This window comes from Viridibacillus soli, from assembly GCF_016612995.1.
Classification (GTDB): Bacteria; Bacillota; Bacilli; order Bacillales_A; family Planococcaceae; genus Viridibacillus; species Viridibacillus soli.
On the sequence record NZ_JAEOAH010000007.1, the window covers coordinates 92,030 to 112,300 of the forward strand.

23 protein-coding genes are annotated in these 20,271 nt (G+C 35.9%); 21 read left to right on the forward strand and 2 right to left on the reverse strand.

Features of this window, described 5'->3' with window-relative positions; all coding sequences use genetic code 11:
- Positions 1-30: 30 nt before the first annotated feature.
- Together JFL43_RS08070 and JFL43_RS08075 are read right to left on the reverse strand one after the other, a co-directional pair.
- A complete protein-coding gene (locus tag JFL43_RS08070) occupies positions 31-1,116 on the reverse strand; it encodes an LCP family glycopolymer transferase (protein ID WP_200748621.1) in 1,086 nt (361 codons plus the stop codon).
- Between the two features lie 139 nt (positions 1,117-1,255).
- Positions 1,256-1,891, reverse strand: a complete 636-nt coding sequence (locus JFL43_RS08075) for a YigZ family protein (protein ID WP_200748622.1) — start codon at positions 1,889-1,891, stop codon at positions 1,256-1,258.
- A 194-nt stretch (positions 1,892-2,085) separates the two neighbouring features.
- On the opposite strand from JFL43_RS08075, the gene JFL43_RS08080 reads away from it, so the two are divergent.
- The 21 genes from JFL43_RS08080 (at position 2,086) to JFL43_RS08180 (ending at position 20,269) form a co-directional block, all read left to right on the forward strand.
- Positions 2,086-3,240, forward strand: a complete 1,155-nt coding sequence (locus JFL43_RS08080; RefSeq protein WP_200748624.1) for a sensor histidine kinase — start codon at positions 2,086-2,088, stop codon at positions 3,238-3,240.
- A 27-nt stretch (positions 3,241-3,267) separates the two neighbouring features.
- A complete protein-coding gene (locus JFL43_RS08085) occupies positions 3,268-3,942 on the forward strand; it encodes a response regulator (protein ID WP_100794721.1) in 675 nt (224 codons plus the stop codon).
- 465 nt (positions 3,943-4,407) lie between these two features.
- Positions 4,408-5,055, forward strand: a complete 648-nt coding sequence (locus JFL43_RS08090; RefSeq protein WP_200748625.1) for a nuclear transport factor 2 family protein — start codon at positions 4,408-4,410, stop codon at positions 5,053-5,055.
- Positions 5,056-5,215: 160 nt separating this feature from the next.
- Positions 5,216-6,058 carry a DegV family protein gene (locus tag JFL43_RS08095; RefSeq protein WP_200748627.1) on the forward strand — a complete coding sequence of 281 codons (843 nt, stop codon included), beginning with the start codon at positions 5,216-5,218 and terminating at the stop codon, positions 6,056-6,058.
- A gap of 395 nt (positions 6,059-6,453) precedes the next feature.
- Positions 6,454-7,872 carry a DEAD/DEAH box helicase gene (locus JFL43_RS08100; RefSeq protein ID WP_200748629.1) on the forward strand — a complete coding sequence of 473 codons (1,419 nt, stop codon included), beginning with the start codon at positions 6,454-6,456 and terminating at the stop codon, positions 7,870-7,872.
- Positions 7,869-8,471 (forward strand): ComF family protein, encoded by a 603-nt coding sequence (locus JFL43_RS08105; RefSeq protein WP_200748630.1) that lies wholly within the window; start codon positions 7,869-7,871, stop codon positions 8,469-8,471. The genes JFL43_RS08100 and JFL43_RS08105 overlap by 4 nt, the downstream gene beginning before the upstream one ends.
- A 128-nt stretch (positions 8,472-8,599) precedes the next feature.
- Positions 8,600-9,019: a TIGR03826 family flagellar region protein gene (locus tag JFL43_RS08110; RefSeq protein ID WP_100794716.1), complete on the forward strand. Its 420-nt coding sequence runs from the start codon at positions 8,600-8,602 to the stop codon at positions 9,017-9,019.
- Positions 9,020-9,298: 279 nt separating this feature from the next.
- The gene (gene flgM / locus JFL43_RS08115) at positions 9,299-9,562 is read left to right on the forward strand and encodes a flagellar biosynthesis anti-sigma factor FlgM (RefSeq protein WP_100794715.1); all 264 of its coding nucleotides are present in this window, start codon (positions 9,299-9,301) and stop codon (positions 9,560-9,562) included.
- 18 nt (positions 9,563-9,580) lie between these two features.
- Complete coding sequence (locus tag JFL43_RS08120; RefSeq protein WP_200748632.1) at positions 9,581-10,081, forward strand: flagellar protein FlgN; 501 nt, start codon at positions 9,581-9,583, stop codon at positions 10,079-10,081.
- A 27-nt stretch (positions 10,082-10,108) separates the two neighbouring features.
- Positions 10,109-11,758 carry a flagellar hook-associated protein FlgK gene (flgK, locus tag JFL43_RS08125; protein ID WP_200748633.1) on the forward strand — a complete coding sequence of 550 codons (1,650 nt, stop codon included), beginning with the start codon at positions 10,109-10,111 and terminating at the stop codon, positions 11,756-11,758.
- Between the two features lie 12 nt (positions 11,759-11,770).
- On the forward strand, positions 11,771-12,685 hold the full coding sequence (gene flgL / locus JFL43_RS08130) for a flagellar hook-associated protein FlgL (RefSeq protein WP_200748634.1): 915 nt from the start codon (positions 11,771-11,773) through the stop codon (positions 12,683-12,685).
- 67 nt (positions 12,686-12,752) lie between these two features.
- Positions 12,753-13,322 carry a DUF6470 family protein gene (locus tag JFL43_RS08135; RefSeq protein ID WP_200748635.1) on the forward strand — a complete coding sequence of 190 codons (570 nt, stop codon included), beginning with the start codon at positions 12,753-12,755 and terminating at the stop codon, positions 13,320-13,322.
- Positions 13,319-13,762 (forward strand): flagellar assembly protein FliW, encoded by a 444-nt coding sequence (gene fliW / locus JFL43_RS08140; RefSeq protein ID WP_200748636.1) that lies wholly within the window; start codon positions 13,319-13,321, stop codon positions 13,760-13,762. Before JFL43_RS08135 ends, fliW begins: the two co-directional genes overlap by 4 nt.
- Positions 13,762-13,995, forward strand: coding sequence for a carbon storage regulator CsrA (gene csrA / locus JFL43_RS08145; RefSeq protein WP_200748637.1), 234 nt, complete (start codon positions 13,762-13,764; stop codon positions 13,993-13,995). Before fliW ends, csrA begins: the two co-directional genes overlap by 1 nt.
- A gap of 134 nt (positions 13,996-14,129) precedes the next feature.
- Entirely contained in the window at positions 14,130-14,993 is an 864-nt protein-coding gene (gene hag, locus JFL43_RS08150) for a flagellin Hag (RefSeq protein WP_200748638.1), read from the forward strand.
- Between the two features lie 146 nt (positions 14,994-15,139).
- Entirely contained in the window at positions 15,140-16,870 is a 1,731-nt protein-coding gene (locus JFL43_RS08155) for a motility associated factor glycosyltransferase family protein (RefSeq protein WP_200748639.1), read from the forward strand.
- On the forward strand, positions 16,867-17,214 hold the full coding sequence (locus JFL43_RS08160) for a hypothetical protein (RefSeq protein WP_200748640.1): 348 nt from the start codon (positions 16,867-16,869) through the stop codon (positions 17,212-17,214). The genes JFL43_RS08155 and JFL43_RS08160 overlap by 4 nt, the downstream gene beginning before the upstream one ends.
- Positions 17,214-17,690, forward strand: a complete 477-nt coding sequence (locus tag JFL43_RS08165; RefSeq protein WP_200748641.1) for a motility associated factor glycosyltransferase family protein — start codon at positions 17,214-17,216, stop codon at positions 17,688-17,690. The genes JFL43_RS08160 and JFL43_RS08165 overlap by 1 nt, the downstream gene beginning before the upstream one ends.
- On the forward strand, positions 17,609-18,247 hold the full coding sequence (locus JFL43_RS08170) for a motility associated factor glycosyltransferase family protein (protein WP_200748642.1): 639 nt from the start codon (positions 17,609-17,611) through the stop codon (positions 18,245-18,247). Before JFL43_RS08165 ends, JFL43_RS08170 begins: the two co-directional genes overlap by 82 nt.
- A gap of 291 nt (positions 18,248-18,538) precedes the next feature.
- Positions 18,539-19,519: a UDP-N-acetylglucosamine 4,6-dehydratase (inverting) gene (gene pseB, locus JFL43_RS08175; protein ID WP_234447664.1), complete on the forward strand. Its 981-nt coding sequence runs from the start codon at positions 18,539-18,541 to the stop codon at positions 19,517-19,519.
- An 18-nt stretch (positions 19,520-19,537) separates the two neighbouring features.
- Positions 19,538-20,269 (forward strand): cytidylyltransferase domain-containing protein, encoded by a 732-nt coding sequence (locus tag JFL43_RS08180; RefSeq protein WP_200748643.1) that lies wholly within the window; start codon positions 19,538-19,540, stop codon positions 20,267-20,269.
- Positions 20,270-20,271: the final 2 nt, after the last annotated feature.

Consider the following 20,271-nt stretch of genomic DNA (forward strand, 5'->3'; position numbering starts at 1 on the left):
TCAGTCATCTCGACTGAGGGCTTCTCATTATTATTGGCTCTTATTATCCGAATTGTAGTTTGATTTATAACCAGAACCACCAGAGCCACCAGAGCTATTTGTGTCTGCTGTACTATCTTGTGCGTTGCTTGGGTCGCTATCTGTTAATCCAAGTTGTTTACGCAATGTATTTTGTGTATTAACTAATTCAGTTTCATTTAATTTGTAGTAGTAAATGCCAGTAGACATGTCGTCGTCACCTTTAAGGGCCAACGATTCAACATTTGGCATACCACCTTTAATATATTCAAAGAATGATTTCATTTCATTGAACGTCATATTTGTTTTCATATTGTTACCGACAGCTGCTAGAAGATCGTCATATTTTGTAAATGAAGTAACAGATGATGCTTTTTTCAGAATGGCTTCTAAAATCATTTGTTGACGTTCACCACGTTTAATATCACTATCTTGTTTACGCGTTCTCGCAAGTGCTAATGCTTCGCGACCATTCAACGTTTGTAAGCCCGGTTTTAAGTTCACTGTACGTTTATCATTTTCATCAAGCTCGTGTAGTGCATAAGGAACGTCAGCTTGAACGCCATCAAGTGCATCAACGATTTCGATAAAGGCATCGAAATTTAAGCGATAATAATAATCGACTGGTACATTTAACATGTTCTCAACGGTATCAATGGTTGCGTTCGTACCACCAAAAGCATGTGCGTGCGTAATTTTATCTTGATAGCCAACATATGGAATGTAGGCATAAGAATCACGAGGGATGCTTAATAGCTTCACTGATTTCGTTTTATTATTTAAAGTTGCCAGAAGCAATGCATCAGAGCGCGAATGATTTGAACCTTGCTCACGTTTTTCACTATCATCGATACCGATAAATAGTATAGATACATTATCCGTCATTGGTTCGACCTGCGTTTCTCGGAGCTCTGATTTTATACGTGTATTGTCTTTGTCATACGCATTATTCGCCGCTTCCTCCGCTTTTTTCGTTAGCCAATATGCGTAGGCGCCAGTTGAGGCAACCATAAGGACAATGAGTATTAAAAATACGCGCAAAAAAAGTCTTTTCTTTGAGGTCTTCTTCTTTCTAGGACCCATTCTAAAATTAGTCATACATAATCTCCTCTAAATTAGGAATACAAAGCTATATATAAATATTGGACGTGCAACTCTTCCAAAAAGTTTCAAATGTAAAGGTATAGCGAATTATATTATACTATGTGGTTTTATAAATAGTAAAATTAAATTTATGTTACTGTCTGTCGAATTCTAAGAACTGTTGTTGATCAAGTTGAATTTTAGATTGTCCATTGGTCATTTCTATGATCCAATTCGTAAACTTCATTTCGTCCTCTTCTGGCACAAAAATATAAAAGTCGACACCATCCGTATAATCGATTTTGTCTAATATATAGGAAGAACTCCGAATCATATTCTCAATTTTACCTAACCATGTATAGTCAACCGCAACTTTCATCAAACTATGAAGGCGACGTTCAACAACAACTGCCGCATCAATGCCAATTGTTGTCGATTTTCCGTAAGCACGTACTAATCCGCCAGCTCCCAACTTAGTACCACCAAAGTAACGAGTTACTACGACGACGGTATCTTTTAGATGCTGTTTTTTCAAAACTTCTAGCATAGGTACTCCGGCCGTACCACTTGGCTCTCCGTCATCGTTCGCTTTTTGAATTTGATCGTGTTCGCCAATAACATATGCTGAGCAATTATGTGTAGCAGAATGATTCTCCTTTTTTATTTTATTTATGAAATCAATTGCCTCTGCTTCTGTTTCTACTCGTCCGCAATGAGCAATAAATCTTGATTTAGAGATGATTAGTTCATCGCTTCCGAATCGTTTTAGTGTAAAATAGTTTTTGCGCATGGTAAACTCCTTAAATAAATAAAATTTTTCTAGTGATTTTTTTTGACATCTACTTGACATAAAAATTTAATAAAAACTAATCATAAAAATGCTATAATTAACTTTGTGATACAGGAAAATAGGTACATATATAGAACTTTAATATATGCTCATTATTTATTCTAAATGTAGCACAATATGTAAGGGGTATGTGTATGTTTGGAGACAAAATTGATATAAAGTCATTAGATTTAATTTTTAATCGAATGGTAAAAACAATAGACGAATCTAAAAGTGATATTTTCACGATTAGCGAACAGAGCAGACGGACATTTGAAGAAATGAAAATCGAGCTAGAAGAAGTTCGTGAAAAAATTGCTGATGTAATTACTGAAAATGACATTTTAGAAGGCAAAACGAAAACAGCGCGTAGAAAATTGGCCGAAGTTTCAAAAAATTTCCAGACTTTTTCTGAAGCTGAAATTCATACTGCTTATGATCATGCAAACCAACTTCAAATCCGTCATTCCGTTATCCAAGCTGAGGAAAAGCAGCTTCGTGAAAAAAGAGATGACTTGGAAAGACGGATGCGCAATTTACTTGATACTATCGAAAAAGCAAATCATCTTGTGAACCAGGTAAATGTTGTATTGAATTATTTAACGTTTGACTTGAAGCAAGTTGGTCCAGCACTTGAAAATGCAAAGATGAAAGAAGATTTTACAATCAAAATCATCGAAGCAACTGAGGATGAACGTAAACGTATTTCTCGTGAAATTCATGATGGACCTGCACAAATGTTAGCCAATGTATTACTTCGTACAGATTTAATCAATCGCACATACCAAGAACGTGGGGTAGAAAAAGCTTTACAAGAAATATTACAATTAAAAGAAATGGTTCGCGATGCATTACATGAAGTAAGACGCATTATTTATGATTTAAGACCAATGGCTTTAGATGACTTAGGTATTGTTCCTACTCTAAAGAAATACCTTTCTTCAGTTGAAGAGTATAATAAGGGGACAACTATCCACTTTCAATCAATGGGTGAGCAAAGAAGAATGGGTACAAATTACGAGGTAGCCATTTTTAGACTTGTACAAGAATGTGTAAACAACGCGATAAAGCATGGCAAAGCGTTAGCAGTATGGGTTAAATTTGAATGGTTGAAAGAACACGCCAATATAACTATAAAGGATAGTGGTTTAGGCTTCGATACTAATATAGTGAAGAGAAATTCATTTGGTTTAATCGGAATGCGTGAGCGTGTAGAATTATTAAGTGGAGATATGGAAATAACTTCAGAGATCCAAAAGGGAACGCGAATAATGTTTAAAATACCGCTAAATCAGGAACCAAAAGATTAGAGCTTGTAACAATTAGGAGGAAATAATATGACAAAAATTATAATCGTAGATGATCACCAACTATTCCGTGAAGGTGTAAAACGCATTTTAGATTTTGAAGACACTTTTGACGTAATAGCAGAAGGCGATGACGGTACAGATGTCATCCAACTTTATGAAGAATATAACCCAGATGTTGTATTAATGGATATTAATATGCCTCAAAAAAATGGTGTAGAAGCAACAGCTGAACTTTTAGAAAAATATGCTGATGCAAAAGTAATGATGCTTTCTATCCATGATGACGAATCATATGTATCACACGCGCTGAAATCAGGTGCACTTGGCTATATGCTAAAAGAAATGGACGCTGACGAAATTGTTGAAGCGATTAAAATCGTAGCAACTGGTGGTTCATATTTGCACCCGAAAGTAACTAAAAACTTAGTAGCTGAGTACCGTCGTTTAAGCGAGCGCGAAAACAAAGGTTCATTCCATCAAACAGAAATTCGTCGTCCATTCCACTTATTAACAAAACGTGAATGTGAAGTATTACAATTGTTAACAGATGGTCAAAGTAACCGTGCAATCGGTGAAACTTTATTTATCTCAGAAAAAACAGTTAAAAACCACGTATCAAGTATTTTACAAAAGATGAACGTAAATGACCGTACACAAGCCGTAGTTACAGCAATTAAAAACGGTTGGGTTGAAGTACGCTAATTTCAAGTCTTTGTCGAATATATGGTAGGCCATAAATTATTCAAGTCGCTACACTACCGCATTGCTTGTACTAAGTTATTAAATAGCCTATGATTAAAGTGTACGTAGCAACTTTGACCATAGGCGCAATGTCAAAGCCTGCATTTAAAACTTGAATATCCTTTGGTGGCGATCGACATTGTATAGCTTGCGACTAGCACTGCAATTTCAATTGCACGCATGCTATGACCTTAAATTAGATAGGCACTGAGCACATCCCCTGTTTCTCATTTTGAGAAGTAGGGGATTTGTGTATTGTGCAACTTTTATCTTGAAGAAATCGTCATTTACTTGTAACTATTTCTTGCAAAAAAGTGATGTTTTTATCTACAGAACGTATTACTCTATAAGATGGACATCTATCGAAAGCTATATATTTTTAGACAAACGGCAGATATGCTACAATATGCGCGGGAGGTTTTAGAATTGAATTTTAAAAAATGGTTGCTTGTCACTGTATGTGCCCTTATGTTAGCTGCATGTGGCAATGACAACAGCACAACAAAAGAAAGTTCCGGTTCAGTCAACGATGGTGAAAACAAAGCAACTTCAAATGCAGTTGACCACGGGGTTAAAGATAAAACTGAAGAAGAAAAAAATGATGTAACAAAATCAGAAAAATCAACAGCACCTGAAGAAACAAGCGATGACGATCAAGCAATAGGATTCGAAATGGTAGATGGTAAAGTAGAAGCGGCTACAAATGTTCCTGCTGAAGAGGAAAAAGCTCTTCATCAAGCATTTGATGAATACATTGAAGCATTAAATGCAGAAGACGTCGAACGCTATAGCAAAACGCTTTCTAAAAATCCTAAAGGCTTCGATATAAAAGAGGATGTGGAATATCAAAAACTAAATTTCGAAAACTTTGATATAAAATATACTGTAAAAGACTTCAATGTGTATAAATATAATGAAAAAGAAGCACAACTTTATGCCAATATTACTGCTGAAGTAAAAGTAGAGAATGGTAAGCTGCTTAAACAGTCAGCCAAAACAAACACTGTCTTTGCTAAAGAAGATGGCAAATGGCTTGTAACAAGTGTTTACGCAATGGGTGAAAAAATGGAATAAGAATAGTAGCAGCTACTGAACTTTTTGGTAGCTGCTTTACTATTTCCTCGTACATAAAAACGCATAGTAGTGAAAAGTAACAATCTTTGTATCCGTATTATTTATTATTTCACATTCTTACGATAATAATATACTATGGAAGTAGGAGAGTGAACGATTAATGACAACTGCCATTGTAACAGACAGTACAGCATACTTAACGCAGGCTGAGCGTGAACGATATAATATTCGCATGGTCCCATTAAGTGTTGTAATTAAACATGAAACATTTGAAGAAGAAGTAACCCTAACAACTTCTAACTTTTATGATAAAGTACGAAACGAAAGTGAGCTCCCAAAAACGTCCCAGCCACCAATCGGTACTTTTGTGACATTATTTAATGAGTTATCAAAAGAATATGACGAAATTGTAGCTATTCACTTATCAAGTGGTATTAGCGGTACATATCAAGGGGCAATCCAAGCTGGAGAAATGGTAGAAGGCATCGATGTTTACGGCTTCGACAGTGAAATTTCTTGTGCAGTCCAAGGCTTCTACGTATTGAAAGCCGGTGAAATGGCCGAAGCAGGTGCCACTGCTAAAGAAATTTTAGAAGCACTTGAAGAAATGCGTAAAACGATGCGCGCTTATTTCATGGTAGACAATCTAGCTCATTTACAACGCGGCGGTCGTTTATCAGCAGCCCAAGCACTAATCGGTGGGCTTTTACAAGTGAAGCCATTACTTCATTTCGAAGATAAGGTCATCGTCCCATTCGAAAAAATTCGTACGCGTAAACGTGCACTTAAACGAGTAGAAGAAATGCTCGGCGAAGATGCAGCAAAATACGACCAACTCGATGCAGTAGTGATCCACGGCAACTGCGAGGAAGAAGCAATAGAGTGGATGGCAACACTGCAAAATAGATTTCCAAACGTCAACGTCAAACTCAGCTACTTTGGCCCAGTCATAGGTACACACCTAGGCGAAGGTTCCATGGGTCTAGGTTGGGTAAAAAAATAACTTGATGACTAGCCGCCCCATAAAATGTGGGGCGGTTTTGTTTTGGGGATTAGTCGGAGGACGGTGAGTTGCTGGAAAAACCTTATTTTGTGAAGGGTAACCTTTTCTACTATGAGGAATAGAAAAGAGGATATTGAAAGTTTGACTATAGTTTGTTGTATACCCCTATATGTATTTTGATGTAATTATTTTTGAAGTTGATAGTAAAGTGCTCAAAGTTGCCAGTAAACCGTGAAAAGTTGCCAGTAAACTATACGAAGTTGCCAGTAAACCCGCAAAAGTTGCCAGTAAACTATAATCTCATAAGGAACAACTCCCGATATACCCACCCCTTGCATCCCTACGATAAAACTTGTAAAATAAATCCAACTCTAACCCCTAAAAGGAGGAAATTATTGCGAAAAAAATTATCGAAGCTACAGAGCAACAAATGTTGTTATCTAGGTACCCTTGAAAACCCATCCATACGCGATTTCCTAACAGGACGCATTTGGCTGCGCGATCACTCACCCTACTCCGAAGAACAAATCAACCAGCACATCCAACTTGGCTTCATTTCCAACCTCCCTGGTGTGCAGAAACTTTCCCATACAAACTATATATGCAATCGCTGTGCTAACAAAAACCCAACCCTTTTTATAAAATATCATTGCGCTGCTTGTGAAAACTATTGTGTCTACTGTAGACATTGCATTAGCATGGGGCGTGTTAGCAGCTGTTCTGATCTCATCAAATGGATTGGCCCTGCACCTAAAAAGTCGTCCAATCATCCATTTACTTGGACAGGCACCTTCACACCCTATCAGCAAAAGGCTGCAAATGAGCTAATCGAAAGTATAAAAGAAAACAGAACCCATTTATTACACGCCGTTTGTGGTTCTGGAAAAACAGAGATTCTTTTCCCAGCTATTCACGAATGCTTAAAACAAGGAAAACGTATCGCCGTAGCGACACCTAGAACTGATGTTGTTCTAGAGCTTGCACCACGTTTAAAACAGGTTTTTCCGAATACAAATACGCAAGTACTCTATGGCGGGGCGGAAATCGATAATAGCTATGCACCACTCGTTATAGCAACGACACATCAGCTCTATCGCTTTGAAAATGCCTTCGATATAATTATTGTCGACGAAGCGGACGCATTCCCGTATACGCATGACGAAACATTGCAACAAGCTGTCATCAAAGCGAAAAAAAGCTCCTCGCCGATTATGTATGTCACTGCAACACCATCAGACAAACTTCTCAGTCAGATAAAAAAACAGCAAGGTGGTTATTCATTTATTCCAAGAAGATATCACGGAAAACCGCTGCCAGTACCACGCTATGACACACTTTGGCGCTACACAAAGCGAATTGAATCAGGCAAGCTGCCAAGGAAACTTATTAATTGGACGCATGCTCAGATTCAAGGAAATCGACCTTTTCTTATCTTTTTCCCAACCATTGCATTAATGGAAATGGCAATCCCGTTATTTCAGCAGCTCGACTTCAACATCCAAGCCGTGCATGCAGAGGATCCCGACCGCAAAGAAAAAGTACTAAAGCTCCGAGCGAAAAATGTACCAGGGCTATTAACAACAACCATTTTAGAACGCGGTATTACAATTCCAAATGTGCAAGTTGCTGTAGTTGGAGCGGAAAGTGGTATCTTCACTTCCAGTGCGCTCATTCAAATTGGTGGAAGGGTTGGCAGATCCTTTGATTGCCCTACAGGCGATCTCGTTTTCTTTCATCATGGCATTTCAGTAGAAATGGATGTAGCACGTAAAGAAATTAGACGGCTCAATCAGACGGAGCTTTCTACGATATGAGCGCTATTTGTCTACTATGCTCCAAGCCGCTAAAACACCAACTAACTTGGAATCGGTTCATTTTTAATGAACAACAACCAGTTATTTGTCCTACGTGCCACAGTAAATTTGAATGTGTTAAACCGGAGCAGCAAAAGTCTCCGCATGTCCATGCATTATTTCATTACAATGAAGCAATGAAAGACTTTCTTCATCAATATAAATTTCTCAAAGACATTGTGTTAAAAGATGTCTTTAGACAAGAAATTGCGAATGCGCTCAAAAACGTGGACGCTATCATTGTGCCTATTCCAATGCATCCAGACAAAATGAAAACGCGCACCTTCGCACATATCGACGAACTATTGAAAGCAGCTGGAATACCATACACACACTTACTAGAGAAAATTTCATCCGAATCACAATCTTCTAAGTCGAAAAGTGGGCGTGAACAAAGCGCACAGCTATTCCGATTAAAGCTGGATGCTAATATTGAAAACCGGTCATATATTTTAATAGATGATATTGTCACAACAGGTACTACTTTAGAACAAGCAAAAGCCATACTAATAGAAGCAGGAGCACCCTCTGTGAAAGCATTGACACTTATTCAAGGGTAGTGAAAAATATTTCTATAAATCGTACGATTCTGTACAAACTCACTATTTTTTATAAATTTTAGGTTGATTTTACCGACAATACAACTAGTATATTAAGTAGTAGTTTTTAAAATTCAGGGGGTAAGTAAATGGGAGAGTTGCGGAGTTGTCCTAAATGTGGGGACTTTTATAATTATACTGGCATAAGAGAAGTTTGCGGGAAATGTGCTCAAGATGAAGAAAAAATGTATGAGGTCGTTTATCGTTTCTTACGTAAACGTGATAACCGGGCAGCGACAATCGATCGAATTGTTGAAGCGACAGGTGTAGAAGAGGATTTGTTACATAAATGGGTACGTAAAGGGCGTTTACAGCCAGCAATGTTCCCGAATCTAGGCTATCCTTGCGACAACTGTGGGTCATTAACGACAAAAGGTAAAATGTGTACTAATTGTGTAAATGAGTTGCAATCCGAACTAAGTAAGTTCGAAGCTGCAAAAGAATTTAGATCAAGCGTCGAAAATTCAGAGCGGGCAACATATTATGCAGACGCTAAAAAGAAAAAGTAATAACGCCTAAATCTTCGCATACTTAGTATGTGGAGATTTTTTATTTTTTTTAAAATCTAAAAATTTCAATTAGACATAAACCTTACAAATTACACTAAATCTCGCGTGAGCAACGCCAATCTCCGCCCAAGTATCCTTCATCAACAAAGGTACATAGCACTAGCAATGAAAAAATGGATTAGGATGTCTTTCGCTTTTATTACAAAATACTTAACATCGACATAATCTAACCGAAATAATTAGTAGACAATAGGACAGAGTGGAAGGAGGTCATTCTTTATGAAAATTTTTAATTACGGTGTTAACGCGGTGAATCCATACAAAAATCAACCTGTAAAATCTGATTTCGCAAAGAAATCAGTAGCCGATACAGCAGACCAGCTCGTGATTTCTTCTGCTGCTAAAGACCTTCAAGGGATCGTCAGCTATGCAGATGAAAGAGCTGAACGTATACAAGAGTTAAAGGTTCAAATTCAAGATGGTAATTATAAAGTAGACGCAAAAAAAGTTGCTGGGGATATGTTGAAATACTATCGACCATAAGTAAAAGGAGTATGAGAAATGTCCATTGAAATTATTTTATCCATTATGGATAGATTAGAAAAGATGCATAAAAGCCTGCTAAAACTCGCATATAATAAAACGGAGTTTATAAAAACAGGAGACATGGACGGACTCAATCAATTGCTCAAGGATGAGCAATCGCATGTAGCTGCCATCACACAGCTTGAGCTACAGCGTCAGCAAAAGGTAACGGATTACCTCGAGGCAAAAGGAATTGCTCATGCTGAACATGCAACTGTCGCTCAAGTAATGGAAGTAGCTAATAATCCTGAAGAACATTTTAAATTGGACGAAGCACGCAAAAAACTGCTACTCGCCATCGAAACACTGAAACACCAAAATGAGCTAAACCAAAAAATTATTTTCCAATCACTGCAATTCGTCAATCTGACATTAGATATGCTACGGCCACGCCCGGACCAAATCAATTATTCTTCGAATAATGCCCGCGGTAGCAATAACTCAAAAGAAAACACATATTTTGACTCACAAGCATAGTGAAAATGAGATAGAGGAGGAAATTTAATGCGCTCTACATTTATGGGATTAGAAACAAGTAAACGAGGCCTATTCACACAACAAACGGCTCTATACACAACAGGTCATAACATATCCAACGCCAACACAATTGGGTATTCACGTCAACGTGTTAACATGCAAGCAACACTAGGTTTTCCAGGTTCCGGCTTAGACGGTCCTAAGACAGCCGGCCATATTGGTACGGGGGTAGAAGCAGGGTCCATACAACGTATTCGCAATCAGTTTGTTGATAGACAGTTTAGGCAAGAGGCGACGAGATTAGGTTATTGGGGTGCAAAAACAGAATCTATGGACCAAATGGAAGATATTATGAAGGAGCCATCTGACTATGGCTTAAAGCAAGCGTTTAATAATTTTTATCAGGCAATGCAAGCAATTAGTAAAGGCCCGGAAACTTCAGCTACACGTACAGTTGCTTTAGAGCATGCCACACATTTAGCAGATTCTTTCAATTACATAAATGGACAACTAAATGAAGTTCAAGGAAACTTAAAAAACCAACTAAGTGTTCAAACAGAAAAGATTAACTCAATATTACGTCAAATAGCTAGTTTAAATGAGCAAATTCAAAAAGTTGAACCAAATGGCCACTTACCTAATGGTTTGTATGATGAACGCGATAAATTAATTGATGAATTATCGGAATATGTACCAATTGAAATTAGCTACACAAAATCTGGCGGGCTCTCTTTAGGGATGGCTGAAGGCGCAGTAGTTATTAAATTTAAAGGTACGGATACAACTCTTGTTGAAGGAAATAAAGTTGCACAATTACAAGCGCAAGGGAAAAAAGTAGCTGACGATGGTAAAATAACCGGAGATGCTGAGGCACTAACTAAAGACTTAAAAGAATTCCAAGCGTTTACTGGCTTTGGTGTTTCAGAATTAGTTAAAGTAGAAGAGGCTGAAAAATTAAAGCCAAATCAATTCGAAAGCAAATCTATAAAGGTAGATGACTTGCATATTGGTGGTGGTAAGATGATTTCCCTAGCTCATTCATATGGATATGCAGATGCTGGAAGTACATTTCCACAAGGTGATTATCCGAGTACACTACAAGATTTAAGTAAACTTGCACAGGCATTTGTCAGTGCATTTAATCAAATTCACAATCAAGGATACCAATTTAATAGCTCTACAAACGGAGAAGACTTCTTTGCAATTGATGATGATGGAAAAGTAACGGTTAAAATTACAGACCCATCACAGATCGCAGCGTCAACTGAACCTAATGAAGAAGGTAATGGTAAATTAGCCCTTATTTTATCCAATTTAGAAAACACTTCATTATCTGATGGAAAAGTAATTGATTTAGGTAATGGGACTTCATTTGAATTATCCTTCACAAAAGATGTAGATGACCTAGAGGGTGCTACAACACAATCATTCTTCCAAGGTATTATAGGTAAAATGGGTGTGAAGGGGTTAGAAGCCTATTCTCAGGCGGAAAGATCTGCGATAAACCAATTAGGGAATAGTGAACGTCGTGCCTCTGAAAGCTCGGTACAGATAGATGAAGAAATTACGAATATGATCATGTTCCAACAAGCGTATAATGCTTCAGCACGTATGATAACAGTAGTAGACGAAACGTTAGATAAAATCATCAATGGCATGGGCCGTGTAGGGCTATAGGAGGCTATTTAAATGCGTACAACACAAACAATGTTAGCAAGTAATATGCTACGTAATTTGAACAACAGCTACAATAAAATGGGTAAGTTACAACAGCAGATAGCTTCAGGTTCTAGGCTTACACGCCCATCTGATGATCCAGTGGCGGCTATTAAAGCTATGGGATACCGTACAGATTTAACAAAAAATGCACAATTTTTAAAGAATATGGATGAAGTAACAGGCTTTTTAGACGCTACAGATGATGCATTAAGCCAAGTTGCAGACGCTATAAAGCGTGTAAAAGACCTTGTAATACAAGCTGCAAATGATACTAACACAGACGAAGAAAGAGGGAAAATTAAACAAGAAATTGATCAAATCCGTCAACAAGTTCGAGATATTGCTAACACACAAAGTGGTGAAAAATATATTTTCAGTGGCACTAAAACGTTAGAGCCGTTATTTGCAAATTCAACAGCAAATGCTGGCGCTGGTGAGCTTGCAACACTTCAGGGCAATAACAAGCAGGTTATTATTGAAGTGTATAATGGTGTAACATTGGGCGTAAATACAAATGGTGCAGACCTCTTTAAAAATATAGATAATCTAATGAGCGAAGTTCAAACGAAACTAAATGATACAGATGCACTAAATGCAGGTACTTTGTCTGGTACTGAGATAGGAAGTTTATTGACTGATATTGAAAACGAGCACAACGAAGTATTAGGTGCACTTGCTCAAGTAGGAGCAAAACAAAATCGTGTAGAAATGATGACAGATCGTCTTACTGCTCAAGAAGTATCTGTTACAAAACAACTGTCTATCAATGAAGATGTAGATTACGAAAAAGTAATTTCACAATTAATTACAGAAGAATCAGTTCACCGTGCAGCACTATCAGTAGGTAGTCGTATCATTCAACCTACTTTAGTAGATTTCCTATAATCAATACTTAGCCAAAAGGCTCTCGCTACTTTAGAGCGAGAGCCTTTTTCAAAGGAGTAAAATGTCTATGAAACTTGATCAAATTCAAATTCATACAACGGATGCAAAAATGAGACTTAATATTATAGATCCAGTACAAGTAATCAAACAGCCTCGAGCACAGCAACATATTGAACAGCCGGCAGCTATCCTACAAATGAATTCAGAGTCGGCTAAATTACTAGTAGATTCTTCGCAAGCTTATCGAGATTTGGGTTTATATACAAATCGAGAATCCATTCAGAAATTTGCTAGCGATGGCCGCCAAAAGGGTTTAGAAGGCATTGGCAGAAGAGCGAGTGAAGGACGTCAAATGATGAATATTGGAAAAGGAAAAGGTAGTGTCATACCCTCCATTGCCCAAAATAATGCAAATCCAGCACCAAAAAACATTGGAATCGCTTGGAAACCATCAGTAGGATCAGTGAAAATAAAATATGTACCTGAACAGCTAGATATTAATATTACTCCTCAAGACCCAAAAATTAATGTTCAAATTGGTAAGGTAGTACATGATTATACACAGGGTGATGTGAATGGAACAATGCTACAATACCCATCAATAGAAACTACAGTTATAAAAGGAGAATACAGATGAATATAGAAACAAAATTTTTGGGTTCTGTAGAAATTGAAAAAGAAAATATTATTACATTTGAAGAAGGGATTCCAGGGTTTGAGGAATCTAAAAAGTTCGTTCTCTTACCATTAGAGAAAGAATCACCTTTTTGCTTATTGCAATCAACTGAACAAGTTGTAGTAGGATTTGTCGTTGCGTTTCCTTTCTTATTCAAAAAAGATTATGCATTCGATTTGTTAGAATCAGATAAAAAGGTGTTGCGAGTAAAAGAGGAATCAGATATTGTCACTTACTCCATAGTTACTTTAAAGGACCCGCTCGAAGCATCAACACTCAATTTACTGGCACCAGTCCTTATAAACGTCAAAGAAAAAATTGGCAAACAGATCGTGCTTCAAGACAACGAGAAATACGCGCTACGCCACCCAATAGGTGCATTGGAAGGAAGTGTGAAATAATGCTAGTCCTTACACGTAAGACGGGGGAGTCTATAATGATAGGCGATCAAATTGAGCTGAAAATACTGTCAGTAGACGGAGAGCAAGTCAAGCTAGGTATTGTCGCACCGAAAACAGTAAAAGTGCATCGCTCAGAAGTTTATCAAGCCATTCAGGAGCAGAACAAAGAAGCACTGAATGTATCGCAATCACTTTTAGAGCAAATCTCCAAAAAAACTTTTAAAAAAATCTAAAAAACTATTAAACATTTCTATAAAGGTACGATATAAGTATTGTAGGGCAGAGGGTAAGTAAATACGAGCCATCAGTCAAACACAGTCCACATGGATGTGGAACTAAAAAAACAATTTCAAGGAGGAATCTCACAATGAGAATTCAACACAACATTTCAGCTTTAAACACACACCGTAACTTAGGTTTCAACAACGCAGAATCAGCTAAAAACTTAGAAAAATTATCTTCAGGTTACAAAATCAACCGCGCTGGAGACGACGCTGCTGGTCTTGCTATCTCTGAAAAAATGCGTGGACAAATCCGCGGACTTGACATGGCAACTAAAAATGCTCAAGATTCTATCTCTTTAATCCAAACTGCTGAGGGTGCTCTTAACGAAACTCATGCTATCCTACAACGTATGCGTGAATTATCAGTACAATCTGCAAACGATACAAACGTAGATTCTGATCGTGAAGCGCTTCAATTAGAGATTAACTCTTTATCTGAAGAAATTACTCGTATTTCAACTGATACTGAGTTCAATACTCAAAAACTATTAAACGGTAGCTTTGGTGCAGCAATTACTGGAGCTGGTTCAGCAACAGCTTCGGGTGGTAAAGTATTCCACATCGGTGCTAACGCTGATCAATCTATCAATTTAAGCGTTATGGATATGGGTGCGAGTGCACTAGGAGTTAAAGTTGGTACTGGCGGCGTTGACATTACAACTCAAGATGGTGCAAATACTGCAATTACAACTATCGAAACAGCATTAAAATCAGTTTCTGAAACACGTGCATCTCTAGGTGCTGTTCAAAATCGCTTAGAACATACTATTAACAACCTTGGTGCAACATCTGAAAACTTATCTGCAGCTGAATCTCGTATCCGTGATACAGATATGGCGAAAGAGATGATGAACTTCACGAAGAACAACATCTTAACTCAAGCTGCACAATCTATGCTAGCTCAAGCTAACCAACAACCACAAGGTGTTCTTCAATTATTACAATAATAGTTTAGCATTTGAAATTAAAGCCTCGTTCTCTTATAAGAGAATGAGGCTTTTTATCTATTCGAAATAGAACTAAATTAGTTTCTGATATATTTATTACTTAAAATTATTGAAAAATTGACGATAAGATTAATGAGGTGGAGAATATGGGACGGACATTTAAAATAGAAGCACTTGAAGCAAAAACAGGTCATGCTGTTCTAAAAATAGATGGATACCTTTTACATAGTAAATACAATCCTATTAAGGAAGCTCAGAAATACGCTAAAGAACAATATGCAATGCATCACTCTCATATAATATTTGGATATGGTAATGGTTATATAATAGACGCACTCTCTGAGCAATTAGCACATGGAGAAAAAATACTAATAATAGACCCAATGATAGAGCAAGGGATTATTAAAATTCATGAAAGACATAAGAGAGAACCGTTTTATTACTGGAGTTCAAGTGAAGAAAATACTCTCGGTATGTATATTTCTGGGATAACTTCTTCTAAAGAATCGAAAGTAAAAGTAATTTGTTCTTATAATTACGATAAGTTATTTCCTAAAGAACTAAGATCAACTTTACATTTGATAAAAGATTACCAAGAAAAGAGTATTATTAATGAAAATACAACAATTTTATTTTCTAAAAAATGGCAAAAAAATTTAGCTGAAAATACAATTTCTGTGATAAATGATTATAGTTTGGAAAAAATACATAGAAAATATAGTAAACCTGTAATCATCGCTTCTGGAGGTCCATCATTAACAAAACAACTCCCTTTATTAAAGCGAATAAAAGATAATGCTATCCTAATTGCTGCTGGTTCAACGATTAATTCTTTATTAGCTGCAAATATTGAACCTGACTTTGTTGTTTCCATTGATGGTGGGGAGTCCAATTATCATCACTTTAAAGAGTTGGAAATTAAAAATGCAAGATTAATCTATTGTGCATTTAATCACCCAAAAATTCGACATTCATTTAAAAAGAAGGCTTTTGCATTTGTAACAAGTGAAGAAAATCAAACTGTAGATTATTTTAATCGTAAATTTGATCGTCATTTCCCCAAAATAATTGGTGGTGGTACGGTTGCACATTTTGCTTTAAGTATCGCACAATATATTTCTTCAGGTCCAATAGCTATGATTGGACAAGATTTAGCCTATACAAACAATAAAACGCATGCTTCCAATAATAAACATGAAAGAAAAATTACCAAACAAGAAATAGTGTCAGGGGGAATTATGGTAGCTGATGGATACTATGGTGATAGAGTGTCTACATCGAAAGTTTTATATTCTATGAAAACGACTTTTGAAGAAATGGCAAAATTAGCTCCTTCTAAGGTTCCAGTATACAATTGTACTGAAGGTGGTTTGAAAATCAATGGGTATAATCAAATACCTTTCCAAGAGTTTTGTGAAAAATATGTGGATGTGCAAAATATACAAGATAACTTTTCTATAGAAATGCTCGTTAATAATGAAATAGATGATCACAGTTTAGTTGATATTTTTGAAGATGAATTGATTATTTACGATAAAATTAATAGTTACCTATCAGAGGCGCTGTTGATTTTGAAGAAGAATAAGTCGGAAGTAGACTTTAGTAAAAATTCACTAAAGAAATTAGACAAAATTGATAAGAAATTAATGAAGCTATATCCAGATGTACAAATGCAATTTATTGTAGGGCCTCTTGTATTAGAATCTAGTCAAGCTTTCTTAGAAAATGAAAATGAGACAGTTATTGAAACGTATCAACGTGTATATAATCAATCAAAATCATTATATAAAAATTTATTAGAAGTGACAAAAGAATCAAAGGAAAATATAGAATCAGTCATTTACCAACTAAAAAACAAGGAGAATTATATAAAATGATAGAATATCTAGAAGATGTAATAGGAAGTTATAATAGTTATATTGATAAAATTGAAAGCGGAAGTTTGTTAATTGCAGAATTATTAAGAGAAGATCGTACTGCAGAAGCATTTCATATAATTACTGATTTTTCAGAAGGAATTACTTGGTTAATGCAAGCAGCTGAATTATTGCAAAAAAATAATGTACATTTAGAATTGGAAATTATGAAAATGAATGAGTTTTTAGAAGAAATCAATGGTGGTCTAGAAATCCAAGATTTTGTATTAGTAGCCGATTTGTTTGAATACGAGATTGCCCCGTTTTTTGAAAGGTGTACAACAATCGAGGTACCTCAAAACTAATGCATTGGGTTGTTGAACGAGCGAAGAATGATGTTAATACGATGCAACTGAACGGCATTTATCTGTATAGCAAATATAACCCTAAACAAGAGGCTGAGAAATTTATAAGTAAGGAAGTAAATGTCCAAACGAAACATTATATTTTATTTGGGTTAGGACTGGGATATCATGCAGAAGCTCTATTAAACTTAACTCAGGATACTGCTATCTATATCGTGTTAGTAGATAAAAAAGAGTTGGATTTTTGTTGGCAATATGGATCGGCACAGCTCTTGCAAAGTGACCGTGTTCATTTTGTGACTGGACAAATGGAGTTGAAAAGTTTATCGGCGGAACATTTACAGATAGTCATATTAAAATTAGGCAAATGTCTTATCGTACCTTCAGTGAAATTATGTACGAGAATTTTATTGAAAATATCGCCAATAATCATAAGGGTATCGAATTACTTAAAGGGATTGGGCAAGGTTGTGTAGGGGCTTTAGTAGCTTCAGGGCCCTCTTTAAATGATACAATTCATTCGTTAAAAAAAATTGAAGAAAACTGCTTTATACTAGTGGTAGGATCTGCTTTAAAAAAACTTATGCAAGAAGGTATAGTACCTGATGCGGTAATTATTAGTGACCCGCTAGATGGTGTTGTTGAACAATTAGAAGACTCTGGCTTTGAGGGAGTTTTATTTTATTTATCTACAGCTAATAAAAAAGCAGTTAATATTCATAATGGCTTAAAAGTAGTCTTGTTTCAAGACGGATACCCAGCGGCAATTAAAGAAGCAAAGAATAGAAAATCACCATTACTTGATACAGGAGGGTCGGTTGCAACTCTAGGCCTTTCTTTGTTAATGAATTTTAATTTCGATTCTTATTATTTATTTGGTCAGGATATGGGCTTCAGTGGAGGGTGTACCCATGCAGAACATTCAACATCTGGAATAGATGTGAAAAACACAAAAATCCTTGATAAAATTCTTGCAAATAATGGTGAATACATTTATTCAACTTCTAATTTACGAACGTATCATATGGTTTGAGAGAAAGATTTCTACTCAACATATAGATATATATAATACAGCGTATTTAGGAGCAAAAATAAAAGGGGCTCCCTATATAGAAACAAGTGAATTACTTGATAAATTTGATAATGTTAAAGTATGTAAGTTGAGAGAGCTACTAATGCAATATATATCGCCCGTTTCTAATTAGAAACGGGTTTTTCTTTATAATTTTTTGATATTGCCGATATAAAGTGTAGTATATATTGTTTTTAAAAAGTGATATAGTAAATAGTAACTATACATAAAAAGAAACGGGATAGGTGAGACATGATGAATCAGAACCCACTACAAGATAAAGTAGTACTCGTGACAGGTGGAACAGGCTCTTTTGGTAAGAAATTTATTAGACGTGCTTTAGCACTAGATGTCAAAAAAATAATAGTTTTTAGTCGAGATGAATTGAAACAATATGAAATGGCACAAGAATTTACAGATTCACGTATTCGTTTCTTTATCGGCGATGTTCGAGATAAAGATCGTTTGTATCGTGCTTTTGATGGTGTTGATATCGTGATTCATGCAGCTGCATTAAAACATGTAGGTGCATGTGAATACAATCCATTTGAAGCAATTAAAACAAATATTCACGGTGCACAAAATATTATCGAAGCAGCTATTGATAAAGGTGTAGATAAAGTAATCGCATTATCGACAGACAAAGCATGTAGTCCAGTTAATTTATACGGTGCTACAAAATTAGCTTCTGATAAATTATTTATCGCAGCTAACGCTTATGTTGGTGAAAAACATACGGAATTTTCAGTAGTTCGTTATGGTAACGTAGTAGGTAGTAGAGGAAGTGTGGTACCTTTCTTTAAGAAAATACGCGAAACAGGTGTATTACCAGTTACGGATGAACGAATGACACGTTTCTGGATTACATTAGATAAAGGTGTTCAATTTGTCATTGATAACTTAACACGTATGCACGGTGGAGAGTTATTTATTCCAAAAATTCCAAGCATGAAGGTAACTGATTTAGCAAAGGCAATTGGACCTGAATGTGAGATTAAATACATAGGTATTCGCCCAGGTGAAAAATTACATGAAGCTATGATTACAGAAGATGATGCAAGACATACTGTAGAATTTGATGATTATTATGTTATTCAACCTGAGTTCTCTTGGTGGTCAAAAGAGTTTTCTGAAGGCTCAAAAACTTTAGATGAAAGCTTCAGTTATACTAGTGATAATAATACGGAATGGCTAACAGTTGAACAATTGAGAGATTTAGTAGGAAATATGTGATAAAAGAGTGGGTAGAATATGAAAATAGTAGGTATTGTACAAGCTAGAATGGGTTCCACTAGATTACCTGGAAAAGTAATGAAAGAAATAAATGGTATACCTCTATTGGAGTACCAGATTGAAAGAATGCAGAGATCTAAATTAATTGACGAAATTGTTATTGCTACTACTAGTGATAATAATGACCCTATTATTCAATTATGTACTAAATTAAATGTGTCTTATTTTGAAGGATCCGAGCAAGACGTTTTAGAGAGATACTATAATGCAGCTGAACAATATGATGCCGATTTAGTTGTTAGAATGACTTCAGATTGTCCATTAATTGACCCTGAAATTATTGATTCTGTAATCCAGTATTATTGTAATAATGAATATGATTATGTATCAAATACTCAAACACGCACTTTTCCTAGAGGTATGGATACAGAAGTGTTCTCAATGAATGCTTTGCGAAGTGCTTTTTTTAATGCAAATGAAGCATATGAAAGAGAGCATGTTACTCCACACTTATATTTGAATAGTGATAAATATACTATTGGTCAATATATAAATTCAGAAAAAGATATCAGCGGGTTTCGATTAACTGTAGATACTCCAGAAGATTTTAAGCTTATATCTATTATCCTTTTAGATTTATATAAAATGGATAAGCATTTTGATTTGGAAATGATCATAGAAAAATTAGAAAATAATCCAGAGCTAATTAAAATAAATGCAAATATCCAACAAAAAAAATTAGGTGAATAAGT